Source organism: Marinobacter sp. E2 (assembly GCF_055755345.1).
The window spans coordinates 328,809-351,775 of record NZ_CM146911.1; the positions used below are offsets into that span (position 1 = coordinate 328,809).

Below are 22,967 nucleotides of genomic sequence, written 5' to 3' on the forward strand. Positions count from 1 at the left end.
ATGAGAGATATTGGAGCGCCGGCTGCCGGTTCTGTCACCGTGACCGGGCGGTTCCGGATCCGAAATTTGCCGTAGATTGTATAGTAGTAGGATTTTCACTGCCTGAAAGGCACCCCAAGACCTGGTTGGCCCGGACTCTATGCTTAAACGATTGATACCCGCCGTCATCATTGCCATCGGTATTGCCGGCTTTGCGTTCCTGAAAATGACCCGCCCGGAACCCGCCGAAGTAACCGCCACCGAACGGAGCTGGCGCGTTCAGGTGCAGACCCTGGAGCCTGGCACCCACACACCCGTGCTGCCTCTTTATGGCGAACTGGTGGCGCCGGAACAGGTGACGGTGACCGCCACATTGCCCGGGCGGATCGGTGCGCGGCCGGTGACCGAGGGCGAGCGGGTGAACGCCGGTGACCTGCTGGTGGCGCTGTCTGAGGCGGACATAGAACCTGCCCTCGCCCAGGCCCGGGCCCAGGTTCGGGATCTGGAAGCGCAGATCCGGTCTGAGCAGGTGCGCTATCGCAACGACCAGGCGGCCCTGGAGAGCGAAAAAACCATTCTCGAGAATGCCCGGCGACAGCTTGAGCGCACGCGCTCACTGGTGGACCGCAACCTGGCCGCCCGTGAAGCCCTGGAAGCGGCAAACGATGCGGCAGCCCGCGCAGAACTGACGGTCAGCGCACGGCAACGCTCGATCGATGAACACCCGTCGCGGCTGCAAAGCCTGGAAGCAAAACTGGCCCAGGCGCAGGCCAGCCTGGCCAACACCGAGCGGAACGCCGAACGAGCACGCATGGTGGCGCCCTTCGACGGCGTGGTGACCGATATCCGGGTAGCCAAAGGCGACCAGGTCAGCCCTAACCAGGTGCTGCTGTCACTATACCCTGCCCAGGGCCTTGAACTCCGGGCCCGTGTGCCCGAAATGTTCCGGGCCGAGCTGCTCGACTCCCTGGCCCGCGGCGAGACCCTGACCGCCACCAGCGCTGACGGCCAGCACAGCTTCCGTCTGGTGCGCTTTGCCGGCACCAGCGATGCCTCGGGTACCGAGGCCATATTGCGGCTGGCGGGCGATCCGGGCGGGCTGCGGCCCGGTGGTCTGCTGCCGGTAACCCTGGAGCGCGCGCCCAGGGAACAGACCGTGGCCATTCCGTTCAGTGCTCTGTACGGCGCCGATCGCGTGTACCTGATGACGGATGAAGGCCGCATGCGGCAGGTCAGTGTGAACCGGATTGGCGAGGCACGAGCCGATGACGGGGAGCGCCGCCTGCTCGTGTCGGGTGATGCCCTGGTCTCCGGCGCCCGGTTGATCACCACCCATCTGCCCAATGCGCTTACCGGTCTCAAGGTGGATGTGGCCGGCACGGAGGCCCCGGCCCAATGAGACGCAACAAGGGCGTGATCGGCTTCTTCGTCCATCATCGGGTGGCGGCCAACCTGGTGATGCTGGTGATGTTGCTGGGCGGTGTGCTGGCGCTGACCCGGATGAATATCCAGTTCTTCCCCACCTTTGCCCTGGACATTGTCAGCGTTCGGGTGGTCTGGAGCGGCGCCTCTGCCGAGGACATCGAGCAGGGTATCACCAACCCGCTGGAGCAGAGGCTGCGCAGCATTGATGGCCTCAAGAAGATGACGTCCACCTCCGCCCAGGGGGTGTCGTCCATCACTCTGGAGTTCGAGGAGGGCACCAATCCGATCCAGGCCCTGGACGATGTGCAGCAGCAGGTGGACGAGTTCACCAATTTCCCGGCCGAGGCGGAAGAACCCCAGGTAACCCGGGTGGAGCGCTATGAGCCAGTTGCGCGCCTGCTGGTGTCGGGCCCGGTGGCGCGGGATGAGCTGCGACAGCTGGCGTACCGGTTCGAAGACGAGCTGCTGCAGCGGGGCATAGACCGGGTCTCCATTCGGGGGCTGCCTGAACAGCAGATCAGCATTGACGTGCCGGTGGAGCGCCTGGAGACCCTCGGGCTGTCCCTGGAGCAGATCGCCGAGCGGGTGGCGGCCATTTCCCGGGATCTGCCCGCCGGCATGATGGCCCAGCAGGACGCCACCCGCGAACTGCGGGCGGTGGAGCAGCGGCGCAGTCCCCAGGCGTTCGAGAACATTCCGGTGCTCAGTGGTGAGCGCATTCAGCTCAACCTGGGTGACGTTGCCATCATTCGGCAGCAGGCCCGTGAGAGCCAGGTGACCCTGGAAAAGGACGGTCAGCCGGCGGTGGAAATGCAGTTGCAGCGAGCGGAGAACGGTAATTCCCTGGCCGCCGCCCGGGTGCTGGAGCGCTGGCTGGCGGACACCCGACCAACCCTGCCGCCGACGGTGCAGCTGGAGGTATACGATGAAACCTGGCAGCTGCTGGACGACCGGATTTCGCTGCTGGTGAACAACGGCCTCGGCGGCCTGGTGCTGGTGATCTGTCTGCTGTACCTGTTCCTGCCCGGGCGGGTGGCGCTGTGGGTGGCCATAGGCATTCCCACCGCTTTCCTGGCGGCCATGGCGGTGCTCTGGCTGATCGGCGGCTCCATCAACATGATTTCCCTGTTTGCCCTGATCATGGCCCTGGGGGTGATTGTCGACGACGCCATCGTGGTGGGTGAGGACGCCGACGCCCATGCCCGCATGGGTGAGGAATCCATATACGCCTCCGAGGGCGCCGCCAAACGCATGGTGTGGCCGGTACTGGCCTCGTCCCTGACCACGGTGGCCGCGTTCATGCCGTTGCTGGTGGTGGGCGGCGTAATCGGCAATATCCTGGGGGACATTCCTCTGGTGATGATCTGCGTGCTGGTGGCCTCCCTACTGGAGTGCTTTATCGTGCTGCCGGCCCATTTGCGCCATGCCTTCGTACCCCGCCGGAATAGCCGGCGTGCCGTTGCAGAGCCCGCCCGGCCCGGACGGGTGGAGCGCTTCCGTCAGGGCTTTGAGCAGCGCTTCGACCGTTTCCGCGAGGGCCCGTTCCGGCGGTTCTCCCGCTACAGTCTGCAGCACCGGGGCGCGACCGTAGCCGGTGCCGTGGCACTGGCCATCGTCACGGTAGGCCTGCTGGCCGGTGGCCGGCTCGGGTTCAATTTCTTCCCAACGCCGGAGCCTTCGGTGTTCTACGCCAACGCCAGTTTTGTGGCCGGCACCGACCGGGGCACCGTGGAGGATTTTCTGCATCAGATGCAGCGAACGCTGAACGAGACCGAGCAGGCCCTGGGTGGCGATTTCATCCTGCATGCGGTCACCACCGTCGGCGCCACCCAGGGTGCAGAGGGCAGCTCACGGAGCGGGGATGAGCTGGGATCCATGATGATTGAACTGGTGCCCTCGGACCGGCGCTCGGTGCGCAACCCGGAGTTCATCACCGAGTGGCGCGAGCGCCTGGCGTTGCCAGCGGGTCTGGATAATCTGACCATTTCCGAGCGCCAGGCCGGACCGCCGGGCCGCGATGTGAATGTGCGCCTGACCGGAGAGGACGCCGAACAGCTCAAGCGGGCGGCAGACGAACTCAGCCAGGCCCTGTCGACCCTGCCGGGCGTGCTGGATGTTGAGGACGATATGCCCTGGGGGCGTGAACAGCTGATCTACCAGGTGAGCGCCCACGGCCAGGCCCTGGGGCTGACCACGGCCGACCTGGGGCGACAACTGCGGGCGGCGTTTGACGGCCGGATTGCCCAGATCTACCAGGACGGTCGGGATGAAATCGAGGTGCGGGTGCAGTTGCCGAAGGATCAGCGTGAACGGCTTTCCATACTGTCGAGGGTGACCGTCCGGGTGCCGGATGGCCGTTTCGTGCCCCTGACCCAGGTGATGAACCTGGACCACCGGCAGGGCTTCCAGGCCCTGCGTCACGCCGACGGCAAGCTGGCGGTGGAAGTGACATCAGGCCTGAACACCCGGGTGAGCACCACCGACCAGATCCTGGAAAGCCTGCAGGCCGAGGCCCTGCCGGACATCGCCAGCCGCTACAACGTGCGCTACAGCTTCGAGGGCCGGGCGGCCGACCAGCGGGAAACCCTGGGTGACATGCAGACCGGTCTGGTGATCGGGCTGGGTCTGATGTATGTGGTGCTGGCCTGGGTGTTCGCCTCCTGGAGCCTGCCGTTGATCGTGATGGCGATCATTCCGTTTGCGCTGGTGGGGGCGTTGCTTGGCCACTGGGTGATGGGGCTGCAACTGACCATCCTGTCGCTGTTTGGCCTTTTCGGGCTGTCCGGCATTGTGGTCAATAACGCGATTATCCTCGTAGCCTTCTACAACCAGCAGCGGAAGAAGGGTCTGGGTATTACCGATGCCCTCAATGAGGCAGCGGTTCAGCGGGTTCGCGCGGTGCTGCTCACCTCCCTGACCACCATTGGTGGCCTTTTGCCCCTGATGTTCGAGACCTCGCTGCAGGCCCAGTTCCTGATTCCCATGGCAACGTCCATTGCCTTCGGATTGGGACTGTCGACCCTCCTTGTGCTGGTGGTGATACCGGCCCTGTTATCCTGGCTCGAGCAGTTCCGCGAGTGGCGGGCGCAGCGTCATGGCTCGGCCGCAGAGCCCCTGGGAGCATCGGAATGAGTGATCTGTTGATCTCGGCCCAAGGCCTGCGCAAACAATTCAGAAGCGGCAACGAGCCGGTCACTGTTTTCGACGGGCTGTCGCTGGATCTTGGCCGGGGCGAGTCCCTCGCGTTGATTGGCCGCTCGGGCTCGGGCAAGAGCACCCTGCTGAATGTGCTGTGCGGTCTGGAGTGGCCGGATGCCGGCAGCCTCCGGATACTCGGCGAGTCGTTCGAAGCACAATCGCGGCCCCTGGGGCGGGCTGAAACACGCTGGGGCGAACTCCGGCGGCGCCGTGTGGGCGTGGTGTTCCAGGAAGCCAACCTGATGCCGGCGCTGTCGTTGCTTGATAACGTTCGTCTGCGCTCCCGACTTGCCAGCAGGGACGAAGCGCCCTGCCGGGACTGGCTCGAACGCCTGGGCATTGGCGATCTGGCCGATCGCTATCCGGACCAGGTGTCTGGTGGCCAGAGGCAGAGGGCCGCCCTGGCCATGGTGTTCGCCATGCAGCCGGACCTGATTCTCGCCGATGAGCCCACTGGCAGCCTCGATCGGCGCACCGCCGAGGACGTAGCCGAGGTGCTGTTCAATCTCCAGTCCCGCCATGGCTGCGGCCTGATTCTGGCCACCCACGATACCGAGCTGGCCGACCGCTGCGACCGGACCCTGGATCTTGGCCATCGCCAGGCCCGGTGAGTCTGCCATGACGGTTTTTTCCGCCCTCACCAGCCACTATCGACGCCACCCCCTTCAATTACTGGCGCTGGCTGTGATGATCCTGCTGGCCACCATGCTCTGGACCGGCGTGCATCACCTGACCAGCCAGGCCCGGGCCAGCCTGGACCGGAGCGAGGCCGCGGTGGCCGAGCGCCTGCAGGTGGTGCGGGCCGATGGCCAGCCGGTTTCCGTCGCTGACTTTGCCTACCTGCGGCGTGAAGGTCTGTGTGTCATGCCCTGGCTTGAAGTCTCGGGGCCGGACACCGGGCGGGTCGTTGGCATTGATCCCCTGGCGGCGGCCTGCTTTGTTACTGACACTGGCACCGAGGCGCCCTGGCAGGGGGAACTGAATGGCCAGCCCTTTGTGGACATCAGCGAGGCCGCGGGGCGTGCCGACGACCAGGCCTCGCTTTCCCTACTGATTGATCGGTCCGAATCGGCTGAGCCGCTGCCCGCGGGTTACCGGACAGCGCCCTTCTCCGTCGGGCCGGATACCGGTGAGCTGGGTGAAAGCTTCCTGCTGAACCTTGATGCCCTCGGGGTTCTTGTACTGCTGATCACCGCGCTGCTCGTGCGCAGCGTGTACCTGCTCGGGCTGGCACAACGTCGGGACAGCCTGGCGCTGTTGCGGCGTTTTGGTGTTCCCCCCGGGCGTATCCGGCGGTTACTGGTGCTGGAGCTATCGCTGCTGGCACTGGTGTGCATTCTTCCGGGCGTATGGCTGGGCCGGCTCCTGGCCGCCGTGCTCGGTGATGGCTTTGGCCGGGCGCTGGAAGGGCTGTTCGACGCGCCCCTCTATGCCGGGCAGGGCGGTGGCTGGCTGGTGCCCGTAGGCATCATGCTGGGGGTGGTGCTGGCGGCCTGCCTGGTGGGCTTTCTCGGCCCGATGCTGCGTGTTCTGTTGCCCCATGAGAAAGATCGGCGCTGGTGGCCGCCGGCACTGCTGGGCGCAGGCCTTGGGCTGTCGATGCTCGTTGATTCCCTACCGGTGCTTTTCCTCGGGGTGGCGCTGGTGTTTGTGGCCGTGGGGTTGTGGCTCCCTGGGTTGGTTGGCGGTTTGGGCGAGGCGTGGGCCGGGCGCACCCGGGACCCCCTCGCTCGCTGGCGATACCGGGAACTCGCGGTGCTGGTACGGCGCCTGGCCTTGCCGCTGGTGGCCTTGCAGTTTGCCATGGCCATGGTGTTGGCGGTGCAGGCCCTTGTTACCACCTTCGAAAGTACCTTCGATCGTTGGCTGGACCAGCGGCTGGCGGCGGATTTCTACATCGAGGTGCCACCACAGGCGGATATCGACCCGGCCGGCGCCTGGCTGGCCGAACGGATGCCGGAAGCCGGCGGCGAATGGCACAGGGTGATTCGTGGCACCGCCACCCTGGCCGGTGATACGGAGAGTTCCGATACTCAGGTGGACGTGCTGGCAATCGCTCCTGTGGGGCCGCTGTTGACTGACTGGCGATTGCTCGAAGCCACCGGTAACGCCTGGCAGCAACTGGCGGCTGGCGACGGTCTGATGGTGAACGAGCAACTGGCCCGGCGACAGGCGCTGGATATCGGACAGAGCTTGACGGTGGTGCTTGCGGGGCAGACGGTCGAGTTGCCGATACTGGCGATCTATCCGGATTACGGTCGGCCTGCGGGCGAGCTGTTGCTCAGTGCCGCCACCTTGCCAACGGAGTTTCCAGCAACGTTTCGCAGCCTGTCGGTGTCGCCAGGTTCGCTGTCCATGGACACCGTTACTGGCCGGCTGCGTGATATCTGGCAACAGGAACAGCTGACGGTTCGGGACAATCGCTCGATCCAGTCACTGGCGACCGCGATCTTCGACCAGACCTTCCTGCTCACCCGGGCGATGACGTTACTCACATTGATTCTCGCCGCTACGGCCCTTCTTCTGATGGGCTGGGTGTTCTTCTCCACCCGGGCCGGGTATTTCCGGCTGCTGGTGGTGTGGGGCATGTCCCGTGGCCAGGCCGCGCGCCAACTCACCCGGCTGTCCGTTACCCTGACCGGCCTCGTTGCGCTGCTGGCGCTGCCGCTGGGCGTATGGCTGACCTGGGTGCTGGTCCACCGCATCAACCCGCTGGCCTTTGGCTGGTCTCTGCCAATGGCGGTGTACCCCGGCTTCTGGCTGGAGCTGGGGGTGCTGAGCCTGGCCATTGGCCTGAGCATCGCATGGCTCATGCGCCGGCAACTGCAGCATGGAATCTCGGCGCCATCCCGTGTCAATGCGTTGACCGGAGGTGAACGATGAATCACGCCTACCTGTGCCTTGTTTTCGGCGCGTTGGCCTGGGTGCTCGCAGGCTGCTCAGAGCGCCCGGAGTCCGAAGGCTTCGCCGGACTGGCCGGCGTTGCGGAGTCGGAGCACGAGGTGCCGTTCCTGCAGCCGGGGCCGGGGGAACGCCTGAGCTTTCCGCGGGATTTCGGCCCGCACCCCCAGCACCGGATCGAGTGGTGGTATCTCACCGCCAACCTGAAAACGGCAGACGGTGAGCCGCTGGGGTTGCAATGGACGCAGTTCCGCCAGGCCCTGCGACCCCGGCCCGCCGGCGCCGAACCGCCACCGGCCACCGATTGGCCCCTTCACTCCGCCTGGATGGCTCACGCAGCGGTGAGTTACTCCGGTAACCATGTGTTCGCCGAAAAACTGGCTCGGGGCGATATCGGCCAGGCCGGCGCCCGGGCAGCGCCAATGTCCGTGTGGCTGGATGACTGGCAGTTGACCACCCTCGACGACAAGCGCTGGCGACTGCAGGTGGACGCGGGGAAATGGTCGTACGACCTCACGCTCAACCAGAACCGGGCGCCGGTGGCCCACGGTAATCAGGGATTCAGTGCCAAATCCGACAGTGGCGAAGGCTCCATGTATTTCAGCCTGGTGGATCTGGCCATCGAGGGCCGGGTAAGGCTGGGGGACCAGGTCTTCGAGGTATCCGGCCAGGGCTGGTTCGACCGGGAATGGAGCAGTCAGTTTCTCAAGGCCGGCCAGCAGGGCTGGGACTGGTTTGCCCTGCACCTGGATTCGGGTGACAAGCTGATGGCCTTCCGGTTGAGGCAGGACGATGGCGCTTTTCAGGCGGGCACCTGGGTTCCGGCGGAGGGTGAGCCCGTGGCGCTGCGGGCTGATCAACTGAGAATCGCGCCAATGGATCCGAACCCAAAGGGCGTGCCCCGTCGATGGCGCCTGGAGGTGCTGGACCTGGGCGTGCAACTGACTGTGTCGGCGCCCGGGGGTAATTATATGAACACCGGGCTCTATCCCTACTGGGAGAGCCCGGTGAGCGTCACGGGCAGCCACGCAGGTGTCGGTTATATGGAACTCACCGGTTACCGTGACTGACTGGATGACTGCTTACTCGACGGCATTGGCACCAATGCGGTGAATGCTCAGATCGGCACCGTTGAACTCTTCCTCTTCGGTCAGGCGCAGGCCAGAGATTGCGCTGATCACGCCGTACACGATCAGACCTCCCACGAAGGCCACCAGCACACCGGCAATGGAGCCGACGATCTGGGACATCAGGCTGACCCCGCCAAGACCGCCCAGGGCTTCCTGACCGAAGATACCGCAGGCGATGGCGCCCCAGACGCCGCAGACACCGTGGAGTGGCCACACACCGAGCACGTCGTCCAGGCGTTCGATTTTGGCCTGGGCCCATTCAAACAGGTACACGAAGATGGCGCCGGCCACGCCGCCGGTGATCAGCGCACCGACCGGGTGCATCAGATCGGAGCCGGCACAGACCGCCACCAGACCGGCCAGGGGACCGTTGTGGATAAAGCCCGGGTCCTTGCGGCCCAGCAGCATGGATACCAGTATGCCGCCGACCATCGCCATCAGGCTGTTGACCGCCACCAGTCCGCTGATGCCGTCGAGGGTTTGCGCGGACATCACGTTGAAGCCGAACCAGCCGATCGTGAGAATCCAGGCGCCGAGGGCCAGGAACGGGATATTGGAGGGCGCAAACGCCACCACCCGGCCATTCCGGTAACGGCCATTTCGAGCGCCCAGCATGAGCACCGCGGCCAGGGCAATCCAACCACCGACGGCGTGCACCACAACAGAGCCGGCAAAGTCGTGGAAGGATGCACCAAACTGGTTCTCCAGCCATGACTGGAAACCGTAGTTGCCATTCCAGATCAGACCTTCAAAGAACGGGTACACGAAGGCCACGATCAGTCCGGAGGCAATCAGCATGGGGTAGAACTTGGCACGTTCGGCGATACCGCCGGAGACGATGGCCGGGATGGCCGCCGCAAACGTCATGAGGAAGAAGAACTTGACCAGTTCATAGCCGTTCGATGCGGTGAGTTCGGCCGCTCCTGTCATGAAATGGCTGCCGTAGGCAATGTAGTAGCCAATGAAGAAGTAGGCCACGGCGGAAACGCCAAAGTCGGTCATGATCTTCACCAGGGCATTGACCTGGTTCTTGTGACGGACAGTGCCCACTTCCAGGAAGGCAAAGCCGGCATGCATGGCCAGCACCATGATGGCGCCGATGAGGATGAACAGCGTGTTGGCGCTTTCGGTCAGGGTATGTACTGCACTCGTGATGTCCACGGGTTTTCGCTCCTGATGTTGTGTTTTCGGCCTCTTTCGGGCCTTTTGATGGGGTTGTGCATTGTTGGAGGGCATGCAAAGCAAGAGCTGTTCCAAAACAATGCATTTCAAGAGCGGAAAGGGCCTTGGAGGAAATGGTGGAGGTTGCCGGGGCGGTTTCTGTGGTTTTTTTGCACTAAACAAGTGCGTACCGGGTCAGTGCGCACCAAAATGGTCGGTTTTACCAGTTGATGTCGCCGGAGGCCGGCGCCGACTCAATTCGAATCTCGGACGACCCGTTGGTCGATTCGGCATCAATCAATTCGCGTAGCTGAATTTCCCGTTCCTGGAGCGGGCCGGACAGGTCGATGATGATCTCCACTCGCCGGTTCTTGGCGCGATTATCCGGTGAGGTGTTGGGCACCCGGGGCTCGGTATCAGCCAGGCCAGTCACCTTCAGCCGGGTGGGTTCAACCTGATCCCGGGCCACGAGGACGTTGGCGACCGCAGCTGCGCGGGCGGCCGATAGATCCCAGTTGCTGTAGAACCGGTCGGTGCGGATCGGCACGTTGTCGGTGTGGCCCTCGATGGTCAGGTCCCCCGGAATGCCCTCGATGACTTCCGCCATGTCCAGCAGCAGGCCTTCGAATTCCCAGGTCAGCTCAGCGGAGCCCGACGGGAAAGAGCCTTTTTCCTCGACCCGAATCACGATTCGGCGCTGATCCTCGCTGACGTTGATACGACCATCGGCAATGGCTGGCTCCAGCACCTGGAGAATGTCATCCATGGTTTCCTGCATCTGCTCGTCCATGGCCGCCTCTACCGCAACATCGGTGGGGCTTTTCAGGGTCTGCAGTTCAGGGGCTTCCTCGGTGGTGGTCTGTTTGACTTCGTTCACCACGGTCGGTTCGGGCGGCGCCGGCGAGAATTTATCGAAGATGGGGCTGGTGCCCTTGGGGATTTCCAAAGCAGGCACATCGCGCTGCACGCCAAACGCCTTGGACAGCTCGCCGGCAATCTGCTTGAACTTCTGGGCGTCGATCTCCGAGAAGGAGAGCAGCAGCACGAAGAAGCACATCAGCAGCGACATAAGGTCTGCAAAGGTGACCACCCAGGCCGGTATGCCCGGTTTTTCCTCTTCTGGCAGTTCGTCCATGGCTAGCCGCTGGCGGTTTCCGCCTCTCCGTTTTTCTCCCTCTCTTTGGGCGGCAGATAGCTGGAGAGCATCTGTTCGATGATTCGGGGGTTGGTGCCTTCCTGGATGGCCACGAGGGCGTCGATGTACAGGGACTGCAGTCGCGCTTCCTCGGTCATGCGCAGGGACAGTTTGTCGGCGATCGGTGTGGCGATCATGGTAGCGATCATGGCGCCGTAGAGGGTGGTCAACAGGGCAACGGCCATGGCCGGGCCGATGGACTTCGGGTCTTCCATGTTCGACAGCATCTGCACCAGGCCGACCAGTGTGCCGATCATGCCCATGGCCGGAGCCACGTCGGCCATGGCCTGGAATACCTTGGCGCCGGATCGGTTGTGGTCGAGGGTCATCAGCCGCTCTTTGCTCAACAACTGCTTGATGGTTTTGCCCGTCTGGCCGTCCACCAGCATCTGGATGCCCTGGCCCAGGAACGGTGTACTGACTTCCCGACCTTCAAGCCCGAGCACGCCCTGTTTGCGGGCGACCTGCGCCACGTCCACCAGTTCCTCGATGCTGGCCTGGGTTTCCGGAAGTTTGAATTTGAAGGCCCTGGCAGCCGCTTTGAAAGCGCCGAAAAACTGGGCAAAGCTGAACTTGGCGAGAACCACCAGCAGCGTGCCACCGACCACGATCAGCAGCGAGGGCGGATTGATAAACACGGACGGAGACGTGCCGAGAATAACCGCCGATGCGATGATCAGAATGGCGCCGACAAGGCCTATGAGAGTGGCAAAGTCCACAGGAACTCCAGGGGCTGAACGGGGGTTTCGGTGAGGCGGCTGAGATTACCGCCAGTTCAGAAATTAATCAATCTGTGCTGGCCACCGGCCTCGGTTCTTCCTGATGCTCTTTCCAGGCCGCGTATCGGTGCAGATCCGATTCCACAAGCTTCAGGCACAGTGCCACCACGCCGGCATCGTCGATAAAGCCGAATCCAAGAATCAGGTCGGGAATGAAATCCAGAGGATTCAGGACATACAACAGTGCACCTGCCACCGCCGCGATGGTTTTCCACGGCACGCTTCGGTAGTTACCTTGCCAGTAATCCCGGATCATCGAGAACATGAGTCGGATGTCGGCCCCGAAGCGTTTGAGCTTGCCGCTGCCCTTCACTTTCTCTTCGATGGCCCTCTGACGTTCCAGCAGTTTTTCCAGATCCTGCCGGTGCACCCGGTCGGCTTCTGCCTTGAGCTGCTTTTCGGCGTTCTTTCGGCTGAACAGTGCCATAGATGAAGGTTCCCTCTCTTTCTCGTGGCCAGCGGATACGAATGGCAATGATCGCGCACTGGCGCAGCATTTGCCAACAGCGAGACGCTAGCGGTGCTTGTACTGGGTGGGGCAATAGCCGCGACTGACCCCTGCCGGGCGCAGCTGCCTGTGCTTGGTGGAACGGCCGGTCACCCGCTTACGCCAGAGCCGGAAGCTGGATGGCTTGAGCTCCCGCCGCATAAGGTGAATGACCGCCTTTTCCCGTAAACCGTATTCCTGCTCGATCGCCTCGAACGGCGTCCGGTCCTCCCAGGCCATTTCAATGATGCGGGAGAGCTCGGCAGGGTCAAAGTCTGTGGTCATCGGCTGGTCCCCGTGTATTACTCGTGGGCTTTTACGCCGTAACCGGGCGGTCGTCTCACCGGCCAGGGGTTATCGATAGTGCTTGTGCAGTCGTGCCGGAATCTGCGCCAGCTGACGGTCGACAAGTGCCCCCATTGCCCGGGATACAGGGCCGGTGTCCAGATCGGGCTCCACCCGTTTGAGCAGGTAGGCGGCGGCTTCGGCCGTGGCCAGATGACCTTCGCCGGGGGCCTTCCGGATTGCATATACGGAGCTGGGCGGGTTGGCGAAGTGGAAACGGGGCAGCGCTGCCAGCGCCGGATTCTGGTAAAGGATTCTGGCGGCCTTACGCCAGGTGCCATCGAGCAGGATCCAGTGCCGGATATCGCCGATATCGGCCGTTTCCAGTTCCTGGCTATCGGGGCCGGGGAACAGCAGCGCCGAGGCACGCGTGTCATTGAGCGGATCAAACCCCGCCTGGAGGAAGTCGTCCGACGTTTCGCCCACAAACACCCCCAGGCGGCTCAGGCATTGCGTGAGTATGCGCACGGTGCCCTTGGCGTGAGCAACTTCGGACGGATGTTGCAGCACGGTGAGCTCTGTCCTGTTGGCAATCAGCGCGCAATCGGCGCAGACACAGATCGCCGCATGTACGCCGCAGCAGGGACAGATCGGTCGTGGCAAGGCCGACTACCCCACGAAAATGCGTTTGGCCAGACCAGCGCCGCGCCAGCCCCGGATTGCCAGGGTGGTCACCAGGCCACCGATCATCGCGCCCACCACACCGCAGGTGAGCACGTCCTGGCCGGTCAGGTAGAGGCCGGGGATGTCGGTTTTTGGCCTCAGCCAGTCCTGCTCGAAGCGCTCGGGGTTGTGGTCCAGGCCGTAGAGTTCGCCCCGGCCGTAACGACAGAACCAGGCGGTGGAAAGAGGGGTGGAGGTTTCCACGTAATCCACCTTGCCCCGCAGCTGGGGCAGCTTCTGGTACATGACTTCCAGGAGCTGGTTGGTGATGGTCTCTTTCAGCGCCTCATAATCGTCACCCCGCTTGCCCCAGGTGGTGCCCTGCCAGGGCTCGAACATCTCCCAGGTGGTGGGTGCCACAATCTCGATGGTGGAGGTGCCGGGCCAGCGGTTCTGGTAGTCCGGATCCTTGGCGGCCGGAAAGGAGATATACACCACGGGGAACTCTGTGTGGTGCGGGTCGGCGAGAAAGCGCTGTACGTTGCCGTCGTGGTCGGCGCTGGGGTAGATCCAGAAATTGGTTCGGGGCAGCCCCAGCTGCTCCGGAGTCCCCTCCAGCCCGATGTACAGACCAATGTGCGGCATGGATGGAACGATGTGCCGGCGCTTCTCTTTGTAGCCAGCCTGCGCCGCCACGTCTGCGGGCAGCAGATTTTCAAAGGTGTTGATCACCCCGGCGTTGCTGATTACCAGCGGGGCCCGGATCTCCTCGCCGTCGGCCATGCGCACGCCGGTGGCCCGGCCGTCTTCGACCAGGATGTCGGTGACATCGGCGTAGGTGAACACCTCGCCGCCGGGCTTCTGGATCACCGGAATGATGGTGCTGGCGATTTCCGAGGCACCGCCCACCGGGTAAAAGCCGCCGTAGAGGTAGTGCTTGGCGATCAGTGCGTGCACCATGAAGCTGGACTGCTTCGGTGTTACCCCGCAGTCGCCCCACTGGCCGGTGATCGCGCCAATCAGCTCCTCATTATCGGTGAGTTCGCTCAGCACGTCCCAGGTGGTTTTGTTGAAGCAATCCGGCAGGGCCAGGTCCAGCCCCTTGTGGACCACCGGGCTCAGGATCCCGGGTGTCAGCTTCGAGAGGGTATACCATTGCATGCCATCGGCCACCTTGCCCAGCAAAGCCAGGTACTGATTGATGGCCTCCCGCTCCTCGGGGAAGGCCGAAATCAGCGAATGCCTCAGGCCTTCTTTACCGGCACGCAGGTTGACCACTTTCTCCCCCAGGAAAAACCGGTCGTAATTCTCGTCCATGGGCGCCCATTCGAGCTTGCCGTCTGTGATGTAGTCGAACAGGCGGCGGCCCAGGGTGTGGGGCGAGCCCATGTCGCCAATGTAGTGAACGCCCACGTCCCACTCGTAGCCGTTACGAGCGTAGCTGTGGGTATAGCCGCCGGCGGTGTAGTGCTGTTCCAGTACCAGCACCTTCTTACCCGCTTTGGCCAGGCAGGCGGCGGTGGTGAGGCCGCCAATGCCAGAGCCGATCACAATGGCGTCGTAGGGGCCTTTGAGGCGGTTGGCCCGATAGCGGGTGCCAATGCGAAGGGTGCTGGGTTTCAGGGTTTTCGGTCTTGTCGCCACGCTGTTTTCGTTCATCTCGCTCATTACCACCAGGCCTTGCCCCACATTTCCGGGTTGGCCCAGTTCTCGGGGTTGTTCCAGGCCCGCTTGTGGTTGTAGGAATCCAGATTATAGGTGTAGAGCGTCAGCGGTCCGTGATCGTTGTCCAGTTCCGCATGGCGCCGGAAGCCCAGGCCAATAAAGTCGGTAAAGGCCCAGTCCGGCGTTTCCGCCACCAGCACGGCGATCTGGTGGGTGCCGTAGTTCCTGAGCTGACCCAGGAGCAGGGCCCCTTCGTCGTGGGGCAGGTGTTCCAGGGTTCCGGTAATCAGAGCCAGATCGACCACGTGCGGCAGGGGCAGATGGGCGTTCGGATCGTGGCTATCGAGGGTGTGCCGTCGCACGTCCGGGCGGTGATCCTGCCATACGCTCGCTACCTCGTTGGCCAGCCAGCCGCAGCTCAGCACCGCGCCCGGTGCGCAGGTGTCAATGATGCGGGCAAGGGTCTCCCGTGCCGTGGGGACTGATTCGGTTTCCACCATAACGATCGTTCCATTCTGCTGATCGGTTTAGAGGGGCCAGTCGGCGGCGTCCACGGTGTGCAGGCCAACGGGCTGTTCCGAATGCCCGCCCCACCGGTCCACAAACCTGCCTGCGGGATCGTACTGTTGCGCCTGCTTTTCCAGGTTGAACTGCCGAAGGCCCCTCGGGTCGGCACCCACGCCGGCCAGGTACTGCCAGTTGCCGTAGTTGCTTGCTACATCATAGTCGATCAATTGCTCTTCAAACCATGCGGCGCCATACCGCCAGTCCAGGCCAAGCTCATTCACAAAACAGCTGGCCACCAGTTGGCGGGCGCGGTTGCTCATGTAACCGGTTTCCCGAAGCTGATTCATGGCAGCGTTCACGAGGGGGTATTCGGTGTTGCCCTGGCACCAGGCTTTGAAACGATGGCCGTAGAAGGTGCCGTGGCGGCGTTTTCGCTGCACGCCGTCCCGGCGGAACAGGTTGGCGCCGTGCCGTAGCGCGTACCAATAGAAATATTCGCGCCACAGCAGCTCGAACCAGAGCCAGTAGGTGGACTCGTTTTTCGTCTCCCTGGCCTCGTACTCTGTGATGGTTTCCGCCACCTCCCGCACCGACAGGCAGCCGTTGGCCAGCCAGGGCGAGAACTTGGAGGACGCATCCCAGGTGTCCAGCGCGTTGCGGGTTTCCTTGTAGCGATCGATGCAGTGGCTCTCGAAGGTGAACTGCTGCAACCGCTCCAGGCCAGCGGCCTCCCCGCCCATGAACTGCAGGGGGTGCACCGGTTCGGCGATGGCCGGGCAGTCGCCCCGGTTGTCCTCGGGAAAGCCGGGCGGCGGAGGTAACGCTGTCAGGGTTCGGATCCGCAGCCGCTCGGAACAACGCTCGCCCGCCTTCTCCACCTGTTTCCGGAACTGGGAAAAGGTGTCGGGCAAATCGTGCAGAGCCATGGGCAGGGACTGCTCGGTAAACAGGCTGAGGGTCTCGAACTGCTGGAACAGGGTATCCGGCAGGCGCTCCTTGATGGTCTGCCACTGGCGGGCTTCCTGGGTGCCGGGCAAACGGGAGCGAATCACCCGCTGGATCCGGTGTGCCTGCACCAGCTCCGGAATTACCCGCTCGGGCTCACCAAACGCAATGTGCAGCCGCTGGCCCAGGGGGCGGAGGCTGCGTTCCAGCGCCATCAGGCTTTGCCACAGGAAACGCCAGCGGTGATCGCCCATGGCCCGGCTCTGTAGCGGTCCGGGGGCGAACCAGCGCGGGTCCACGACAAACGCGCACAGCAGCATGTCGGATTTGGAGGCGGCCATCAGGGCGGCGTTGTCGTGCAGGCGCAGGTCGCGCGTAAACCAGTAAAGCGAACGCAACGTAAAGGCTCCTTTCGTAAACTCGTCTAACCAATCATACGTGCCGGTTCCGGAAAAGATTTCGGCGCCCACGCGCCGGTCAGTTCGTCTAGAATGGACGAACAGCCGAGCCAGTAAGGCACTAAACCCGAAAACACAGGCCCAAATTCAACAGGAGTCCGACCGTGATCAAATCCCGTGCTGCGGTGGCGTTTGAAGCCAACAAACCGCTGGAAATCGTCGAAGTGGATGTCGCCCCTCCCAAGGAAGGCGAGGTCCTGGTGCGCATCGTTGCCACCGGCGTGTGCCATACCGACGCCTACACCCTCTCCGGTGCCGACCCGGAGGGCCTGTTCCCGACCATCCTCGGCCATGAGGGCGGCGGCATTGTCGAGGCCGTGGGCCCGGGCGTGAAAAACCTGGAAGTGGGCGACCACGTGATTCCGCTCTACACCGCCGAGTGTGGCGAGTGCAAGTTCTGCACCTCCGGCAAGACCAACCTGTGCGGCGCGGTTCGGGCTACCCAGGGCAAGGGCGTGATGCCGGACGGCACCTCTCGATTCTCCTACCAGGGCAAACCGCTTTACCACTACATGGGTTGCTCCACCTTCTCCGAGTACACCGTGTTGCCCGAGATCTCCCTGGCCAAGATTCCCAAGGAAGCGCCCCTTGAGAAAGTGTGTCTGCTAGGTTGCGGCGTGACCACCGGCATCGGTGCGGTGATGAACACGGCCAAGGTGGAAGAGGGCGCAACTGTCGCGATCTTCGGTCTGGGTGGTATCGGCCTGGCGGCGATCATTGGCGCCACTATGGCCAAGGCCGGCCGGATCATTGCCATTGATATCAACCCTGGCAAGTTCGACATCGCCAAACAGCTGGGCGCCACCGACGTGGTTAACCCGAACGACTACGACAAGCCGATCCAGGAGGTGATCATCGAGATGACCGACGGCGGCGTGGACTACTCCTTCGAGTGCATCGGCAACGTGAAGGTGATGCGCGCCGCGCTTGAGTGCTGCCATAAAGGCTGGGGTGAGTCCATCATCATCGGCGTGGCCGGTGCCGGCGAGGAAATCAGCACCCGCCCGTTCCAGCTGGTGACCGGTCGGGTCTGGAAAGGCTCAGCCTTTGGTGGCGTGAAAGGCCGTACCGAGCTGCCGGGCTATGTGGAAAAAGCCGAGAAAGGCGAGATTCCTCTGGATGTGTTCATTACCCATGAAATGCCCCTGGAAGACATCAACAAGGCATTTGATCTGATGCATGAGGGTAAGAGCATTCGGTCGGTTATTCATTTCTGATGGCCAGAGGGGCCCAGAAGCCGGGCCCCTACCTATCCGTCAACTTCAACTCAATCCGCCGGTTCCGCTGCAGCGCCTCCGGCGAGGTGCCCTCGGCGACCGGGAAAAATTCCCCAAAGCCGGCGGCCACCATGCGTCGCTCCGGCACGCCCTGGGCCGCCAAGTAGCGCACCACAGCCACGGCGCGGGCCGTGGACAGCTCCCAGTTTGACGGGAATCGGGGTGTGTTGATGGGCAGGATGTCGGTGTGGCCGTCGATCCGGAGAATCCAGTCCACGTCGTCGGGAATCCGGTCAGCTACGTCGAGCAGGATGTCCGCCAGTTTGTCCAGCTCGCGTCGGCCTGCCTCGCCCAGCTCGGCAGAGCCGGAGGCAAACAGCAGTTCCGAGGGCAGCAGGAAGCGGTCGCCGACGATCCGCACGTTCTCGTTGCCGGCAAGGATGTCTCGCAGGCGGGCAAAGAATTCGGACTGGTATTTCTCCAGCTGGTTGACCCGCTCGGCCAGCAGCGTGTTCAGGCGCCGGCTCACCTGCTCCAGTTCCTGCTCTTTATCGGCGGTCATCTGCTCCTGCAGCTTGAGCGCGGACGTGATCTGGCGCAGCTGTTCCCGCAGTGACGCAATCTGGTTCGATAACCTCAGGATCATCGCCTGCTGGCTGGCCGACATCTCGTCCTGCTCATCCATGGACTCTTCCATGCTGGCGATGCGCTCGGATTGGGCATCAGCCATGGCGGTCTGGCGCATCAGCTGTTCGCGGGTGGATTCCAATTGATTCACCAGGCTGCTGTTGCGCTCCTGCAGGCTGGTTAACTGATCCTCCAGCGCCTCGCTCCGGTTTTCCTCCAGACCCAGCAGCTCGGAAAGCTCATCGAGCTGGGCGTTCAGCCGTGCCAGCTGGGTGTCCCGATCGGACAGGGTCTGTGACAGGTATAGCTGGCTGACCACGTACACCAGCAGCATGAAGATCACCAGCATCAGCAGGGCCGAGAGGGCATCCACATACCCCGGCCAGACGTTGGTGGTGCTGCGGGAGCGGCGCCGGGATCCGATCATGACAGGTCTTTCTCTGTGTCGACGCGGTCGACCAGGTTAGTAACGCCGGTCAGCCACTCCTCCAGGCCATCATAGAAGCGGTTCTGGGCGTGGCCGGCCTGGATATCCAGAAAGCCAAGAATCAGCGAACCTCCGAGGCCCAGCAGAGAGGAGCTGAAGGCCGTGCCCATGCCCTGCAGAGGGGTCAGCAACCCTTGCTGGAGCTCGGCGAACACCTTGCCGAAATCTTCCTGGCTCATGTCCAGGCCGGTGATCACCTGGCCCACGGAGTTGATGGTTCCCAGCAGGCCCCAGAAGGTGCCCAGCAGGCCCAGGAACACCAGCAGACTGATGAAATAGCGGGTGATCTCCCGTTGCTCGTCCATGCGCGAGTGAATGCCGTCGAGCACGGTGCGCAACGATAGGGTGGAGAGCGTAAAGCGATCCCGCTTGGCGTCTTCGCCCAGCTGGCGGGCCAGGGGCTTGAGCAGTCGGGGTTCCTGAACCACTGAGAGGCCGGCGTGCCCAGTGCGGAACTGGGCAATCCATTTGAGTTCGGGGAACAAGACAAACACCTGCCGGTAGGTGAGGGCGATTCCCACGATCAGCACGCACACGATCAGCAGATTGAACACCCAGTTGGCCATGAAGGCCTCAATCAACGGCTTGTGAATCAGCGCGCCGACAACCACGACGACGCCCAGAAACAGTGTCATCCAGAACAGGGTATGTTTGGGGTTGCTCATGCCTGTGGCCTGTTTTTTTGAGAGGTTCCTCAAAACGTTAGCACAGATACCACGGGTCGTCGGGGCAGTAACGGAAGTTTAATTGCAGAAGGCGGGCGTCTTTTTTAAAGGAGGCAAAACTGAGGCGGGGACAGACCGATGCATCGGTCTGTCCCTGGTTAAGGGCAGTCTCAGGCCGGCATCAGGCGCCTTGGAGAGCCTGAACGACGGCTTTCGCTGTGCCCTCGGATGAGGCCGGGTTCTGCCCGGTAATCAGCTTGCCGTCCACCACAATGTGCGGTGCCCAGTCATCGCCCCGTGTATAGGTGGCGGTGTTCTGCTTGAGCATATCTTCCAGCAGGAAAGGCACCACCTTGTCGAGGCCCACGGCTTCTTCCTCGCTGTTGCTGAAGCCGGTGACTTCGCGGCCTCCCACGATGTTCTGGCCGGGCTTCACCTCCACATTCTTGAACACGGCGGGGGCGTGGCACACAGCGCCGATCACCTTGTCCTGCTCGTAGGCGGTCCTGATCAGGGCAATGGATTTCTGGTCGTTCGCCAGATCCCAGAGCGGGCCGTGGCCGCCGGGGTAGAAGATGGCGTCAAAATCGTTCATGTCCACGTCCGCCAGTTTTTTGGTGCTGGCGAGGGATTCTTTCGCGTGGGCGTCTTTCTGGAACCGGCGGGTCGATTCGGTCAGCGCGTCGTCCGCCTCGCTGTTCGGATCCACCGGTGGTTGACCGCCCTTCGGGCTGGCGATGGTGATGTCGGCACCCGCGTCCCTGAACACGTAATAGGGAGACGTGAATTCCTCAAGCCAGAAGCCGGTTTTGTGGCCGGTATCGCCCATCTGGTCGTGGGAAGTGAGAACCATCAGAATCTTCATGTGTTCCGTCCTCTTGGCTAAACAGTGGATGACTTGCACGGCTCTTGATGAGAGAAACCTTGTGTCACCGGTGACTGAATTCAACCGTGGTTACGTAAATCCTGAGGCGACGGATCTTGGAGCGTCTATACTTGTGGCGTCGGGTCGGTCTTGCGAACAATACACTAAGAGCTCGAACAAGGATGGCGTGCATGCGAGTGTTAATGGGTGCCCTGATCTTTGCTCTGGGCCTGCCGGGATGGGCCCAGCAGGGTACGGAAACCGTGGAGGCGCTGACAGTCACCGTGGGTGCCAACCATGCCCCTCCGTATCGTATCCTGGATGGCGGCAAGGCCACCGGTCTGTACATCGATATCTTCGAGGAAATCGCAGATCGCCTGGGCTGGGACGTCAACTACCGGGAGGCGCCGTTCCGTCGTGTCCTTCGGATGGTCCAGCAGGGCCAGGTGGATATCATGCTGGGCCCGCTGGAAACCGAGGATCGGACCCAAATGATGGAGTTTGTGGCACCGGCCTTCCCACCCGAGAGAAGACTGTTCTTCTATATGGATGAGCGTCACCGTATCGATGGCTACTCGGATCTCTATGGCCGTGCGATTGGTGTGCTGGAGGGCGCTTCCTATTTTCCGCGTTTTGACGATGATCCGCAGCTGCTCAAGGAGTCGGCACCCCGCTACGAAAACCTCATGCTCATGATGCAGAAGGGCCGGGTGGACGTGGTGATTGCGCCCGAACTCGTGGGTCTTTACACCGTCCAGAAGCTTGGCATGGAGGTGAGCGTCTCGCCTTTCTTTGTACCGGGCGAGCGTTCCTACATCGCGGTGAGCCGGACCTCACCGGCCCTCCGTTATGCGGACGATATCCGGGCCGCTCTGAAACTCATCGAAATGGAAGGCATCCACGAAGATCTGGTGCTGAAATACCTGGAAAACCCGATCAAATGACTCCGGAACAAGCAGATCTCTGGTTCCTGCCGTTAGGGGGTACCGGCGAAATTGGCATGAATCTCAATCTGTATGGCCACGACGGAGCCTGGCTGATGGTGGACTGCGGCGTCACCTTTCCGAAACCGGGTCGCGTCGCGGCGGATGGCACCGTCCACCACCGGGGTGAGCCGCCCGTACAGATGGCCGATCCGGCGTTCATCGCGGATCGCCGCGACCGCCTGGCGGGGCTGATCATCACGCACGGTCATGAAGATCATGTGGGTGCGGTGCCATACCTCTGGCCGCTGTTGCAATGTCCCATATATACCAGCCGATTCACAGCCGAGATCCTCAAACGGAAACTGGCCGAGTTTGATCTTCTGCACCGCGTGCCCATCATTGAAGTGGACACCGGCGAGTGCCGCCAGATCGGCCCTTTCAATGTGCAGTGGCTGGCCCTGACCCACTCCATTCCCGATCCCAATGCCCTGATGATTCGCACAGGGCAGGGGAACATCTTCCACAGCGGAGACTGGAAACTCGACGACGAGCCCCTGGTGGGCCACGGGTATTCTCCAGACACCTTCACGGCGCTGGCCCGCGAGGGTGTGGCCGCCATGGTGTGTGATTCCACCAATGCCACGGTGCCAGGCCACTCGGTCTCCGAGGCGACCTTGCACCGGGGCCTTTTGGAGGCGGTCTCCGGGGCGGAGGGCCGGGTGGTGGTCACCTGCTTTGGCAGCAACATTGCCCGGTTGCACACGCTTGCACGGATTGCCCGGCAGACCGGGCGCTACATGGGGCTGCTCGGCCGCTCGCTGGTCAACATGACCAGCGCGGCTCGGGCGGCGGGACTTTGGGACAGCTCAGACCAGCTGATCCAGCCCTCGCACCTGGGCTATCTGCCCCGACATGGGGTGCTGGCCGTCGCCACAGGCAGCCAGGGTGAGCCGAGAACCGCACTGCGTCGGCTGGCCGCAGGCAATCATCCGGATTTTGAGCTTGAAGCGGGCGACACCGTCATCTTCAGCGCCCGGGCCATTCCCGGTAACGAGGAATCGATCGAGGCCCTGATCAGCAACCTGAACGCCCTGGGTGTGAACGTCATTGCCGCGGAACACGCCGAGAGGCCCATCCATGCATCCGGTCACCCCGCGCAGGCGGAACTGGCGTTAATGTACCAGTGGATTGAGCCGCGCATTGCCATTCCGGTTCATGGTGAAGCCGAGCACATGGAGGCACACGCGGACATTGCCCGATCCCAGGGTGTGCCCCGTGCCATGGTCGGTCGCAACGGCGACCTGTTCATGATCCGCCCGGTGCCGGGTATCCGGCGGCAGGTCGTCGAGACTGGCCGGCTCGGTTGGCAAAAAGAAGAACTGATACGAGTTGACTAGCCCTC

The 22,967-nt window shown here is 62.8% G+C and carries 20 protein-coding genes; 8 read left to right on the forward strand and 12 right to left on the reverse strand.

Annotation, left to right across the window (positions count from 1 at the left end):
* The first annotated feature begins 139 nt into the window (after window positions 1–139).
* The 5 genes from AC0J1C_RS01410 to AC0J1C_RS01430 are packed head-to-tail and all read left to right on the forward strand — an operon-like array spanning window position 140 to window position 8,573.
* Window positions 140–1,378, forward strand: a complete 1,239-nt coding sequence (locus tag AC0J1C_RS01410) for an efflux RND transporter periplasmic adaptor subunit (RefSeq protein ID WP_473045292.1) — start codon at window positions 140–142, stop codon at window positions 1,376–1,378.
* Entirely contained in the window at window positions 1,375–4,536 is a 3,162-nt protein-coding gene (locus AC0J1C_RS01415; RefSeq protein ID WP_473045293.1) for an efflux RND transporter permease subunit, read from the forward strand. The genes AC0J1C_RS01410 and AC0J1C_RS01415 overlap by 4 nt, the downstream gene beginning before the upstream one ends.
* On the forward strand, window positions 4,533–5,213 hold the full coding sequence (locus tag AC0J1C_RS01420; protein WP_473045294.1) for an ABC transporter ATP-binding protein: 681 nt from the start codon (window positions 4,533–4,535) through the stop codon (window positions 5,211–5,213). Before AC0J1C_RS01415 ends, AC0J1C_RS01420 begins: the two co-directional genes overlap by 4 nt.
* Window positions 5,214–5,220: 7 nt before the next feature.
* Complete coding sequence (locus tag AC0J1C_RS01425) at window positions 5,221–7,485, forward strand: FtsX-like permease family protein (RefSeq protein WP_473045295.1); 2,265 nt, start codon at window positions 5,221–5,223, stop codon at window positions 7,483–7,485.
* The gene (locus AC0J1C_RS01430) at window positions 7,482–8,573 is read left to right on the forward strand and encodes a lipocalin-like domain-containing protein (RefSeq protein WP_473045296.1); all 1,092 of its coding nucleotides are present in this window, start codon (window positions 7,482–7,484) and stop codon (window positions 8,571–8,573) included. The genes AC0J1C_RS01425 and AC0J1C_RS01430 overlap by 4 nt, the downstream gene beginning before the upstream one ends.
* Window positions 8,574–8,585: 12 nt before the next feature.
* Here AC0J1C_RS01430 and AC0J1C_RS01435 read toward each other — a convergent pair whose 3' ends face one another.
* From AC0J1C_RS01435 to AC0J1C_RS01475, 9 genes are all read right to left on the reverse strand, one after another.
* Window positions 8,586–9,794 (reverse strand): ammonium transporter, encoded by a 1,209-nt coding sequence (locus AC0J1C_RS01435; RefSeq protein ID WP_473045297.1) that lies wholly within the window; start codon window positions 9,792–9,794, stop codon window positions 8,586–8,588.
* Window positions 9,795–10,014: 220 nt separating this feature from the next.
* Window positions 10,015–10,929 (reverse strand): flagellar motor protein MotB, encoded by a 915-nt coding sequence (locus AC0J1C_RS01440; RefSeq protein WP_473045298.1) that lies wholly within the window; start codon window positions 10,927–10,929, stop codon window positions 10,015–10,017.
* A gap of 2 nt (window positions 10,930–10,931) precedes the next feature.
* Window positions 10,932–11,708 carry a flagellar motor protein PomA gene (pomA, locus tag AC0J1C_RS01445; protein ID WP_091989967.1) on the reverse strand — a complete coding sequence of 259 codons (777 nt, stop codon included), beginning with the start codon at window positions 11,706–11,708 and terminating at the stop codon, window positions 10,932–10,934.
* A 67-nt stretch (window positions 11,709–11,775) separates the two neighbouring features.
* Entirely contained in the window at window positions 11,776–12,195 is a 420-nt protein-coding gene (locus tag AC0J1C_RS01450) for a YkvA family protein (protein ID WP_473045299.1), read from the reverse strand.
* A gap of 87 nt (window positions 12,196–12,282) precedes the next feature.
* Window positions 12,283–12,540: a TIGR03643 family protein gene (locus AC0J1C_RS01455; protein WP_473045300.1), complete on the reverse strand. Its 258-nt coding sequence runs from the start codon at window positions 12,538–12,540 to the stop codon at window positions 12,283–12,285.
* 69 nt (window positions 12,541–12,609) lie between these two features.
* Entirely contained in the window at window positions 12,610–13,203 is a 594-nt protein-coding gene (locus tag AC0J1C_RS01460; protein ID WP_473045301.1) for a tRNA-uridine aminocarboxypropyltransferase, read from the reverse strand.
* A 6-nt stretch (window positions 13,204–13,209) separates the two neighbouring features.
* Window positions 13,210–14,871: a phytoene desaturase family protein gene (locus AC0J1C_RS01465; RefSeq protein ID WP_473045303.1), complete on the reverse strand. Its 1,662-nt coding sequence runs from the start codon at window positions 14,869–14,871 to the stop codon at window positions 13,210–13,212.
* Window positions 14,871–15,368: a DUF6231 family protein gene (locus AC0J1C_RS01470; protein ID WP_473045304.1), complete on the reverse strand. Its 498-nt coding sequence runs from the start codon at window positions 15,366–15,368 to the stop codon at window positions 14,871–14,873. The genes AC0J1C_RS01465 and AC0J1C_RS01470 overlap by 1 nt, the downstream gene beginning before the upstream one ends.
* Window positions 15,369–15,395: 27 nt before the next feature.
* Window positions 15,396–16,718, reverse strand: a complete 1,323-nt coding sequence (locus AC0J1C_RS01475; RefSeq protein ID WP_473045305.1) for a DASH family cryptochrome — start codon at window positions 16,716–16,718, stop codon at window positions 15,396–15,398.
* Window positions 16,719–16,882: 164 nt separating this feature from the next.
* Here AC0J1C_RS01475 and AC0J1C_RS01480 point away from each other — a divergent pair, with 164 nt between their 5' ends.
* Window positions 16,883–17,995 (forward strand): S-(hydroxymethyl)glutathione dehydrogenase/class III alcohol dehydrogenase, encoded by a 1,113-nt coding sequence (locus AC0J1C_RS01480; RefSeq protein ID WP_473045307.1) that lies wholly within the window; start codon window positions 16,883–16,885, stop codon window positions 17,993–17,995.
* A 28-nt stretch (window positions 17,996–18,023) separates the two neighbouring features.
* Here the strand turns inward: AC0J1C_RS01480 and AC0J1C_RS01485 are convergent, their stop codons facing one another.
* From AC0J1C_RS01485 to AC0J1C_RS01495, 3 genes are all read right to left on the reverse strand, one after another.
* The gene (locus AC0J1C_RS01485) at window positions 18,024–19,049 is read right to left on the reverse strand and encodes a peptidoglycan -binding protein (RefSeq protein WP_473045308.1); all 1,026 of its coding nucleotides are present in this window, start codon (window positions 19,047–19,049) and stop codon (window positions 18,024–18,026) included.
* Window positions 19,046–19,774: a MotA/TolQ/ExbB proton channel family protein gene (locus tag AC0J1C_RS01490; protein WP_375191445.1), complete on the reverse strand. Its 729-nt coding sequence runs from the start codon at window positions 19,772–19,774 to the stop codon at window positions 19,046–19,048. Before AC0J1C_RS01490 ends, AC0J1C_RS01485 begins: the two co-directional genes overlap by 4 nt.
* Window positions 19,775–19,955: 181 nt before the next feature.
* Window positions 19,956–20,639 (reverse strand): type 1 glutamine amidotransferase domain-containing protein, encoded by a 684-nt coding sequence (locus AC0J1C_RS01495; RefSeq protein WP_473045309.1) that lies wholly within the window; start codon window positions 20,637–20,639, stop codon window positions 19,956–19,958.
* A 191-nt stretch (window positions 20,640–20,830) separates the two neighbouring features.
* On the opposite strand from AC0J1C_RS01495, the gene AC0J1C_RS01500 reads away from it, so the two are divergent.
* Both AC0J1C_RS01500 and AC0J1C_RS01505 read left to right on the forward strand, forming a co-directional pair.
* Entirely contained in the window at window positions 20,831–21,583 is a 753-nt protein-coding gene (locus AC0J1C_RS01500; protein ID WP_473045310.1) for a substrate-binding periplasmic protein, read from the forward strand.
* Window positions 21,580–22,962 carry a ribonuclease J gene (locus tag AC0J1C_RS01505; RefSeq protein WP_473045312.1) on the forward strand — a complete coding sequence of 461 codons (1,383 nt, stop codon included), beginning with the start codon at window positions 21,580–21,582 and terminating at the stop codon, window positions 22,960–22,962. The genes AC0J1C_RS01500 and AC0J1C_RS01505 overlap by 4 nt, the downstream gene beginning before the upstream one ends.
* Window positions 22,963–22,967: the final 5 nt, after the last annotated feature.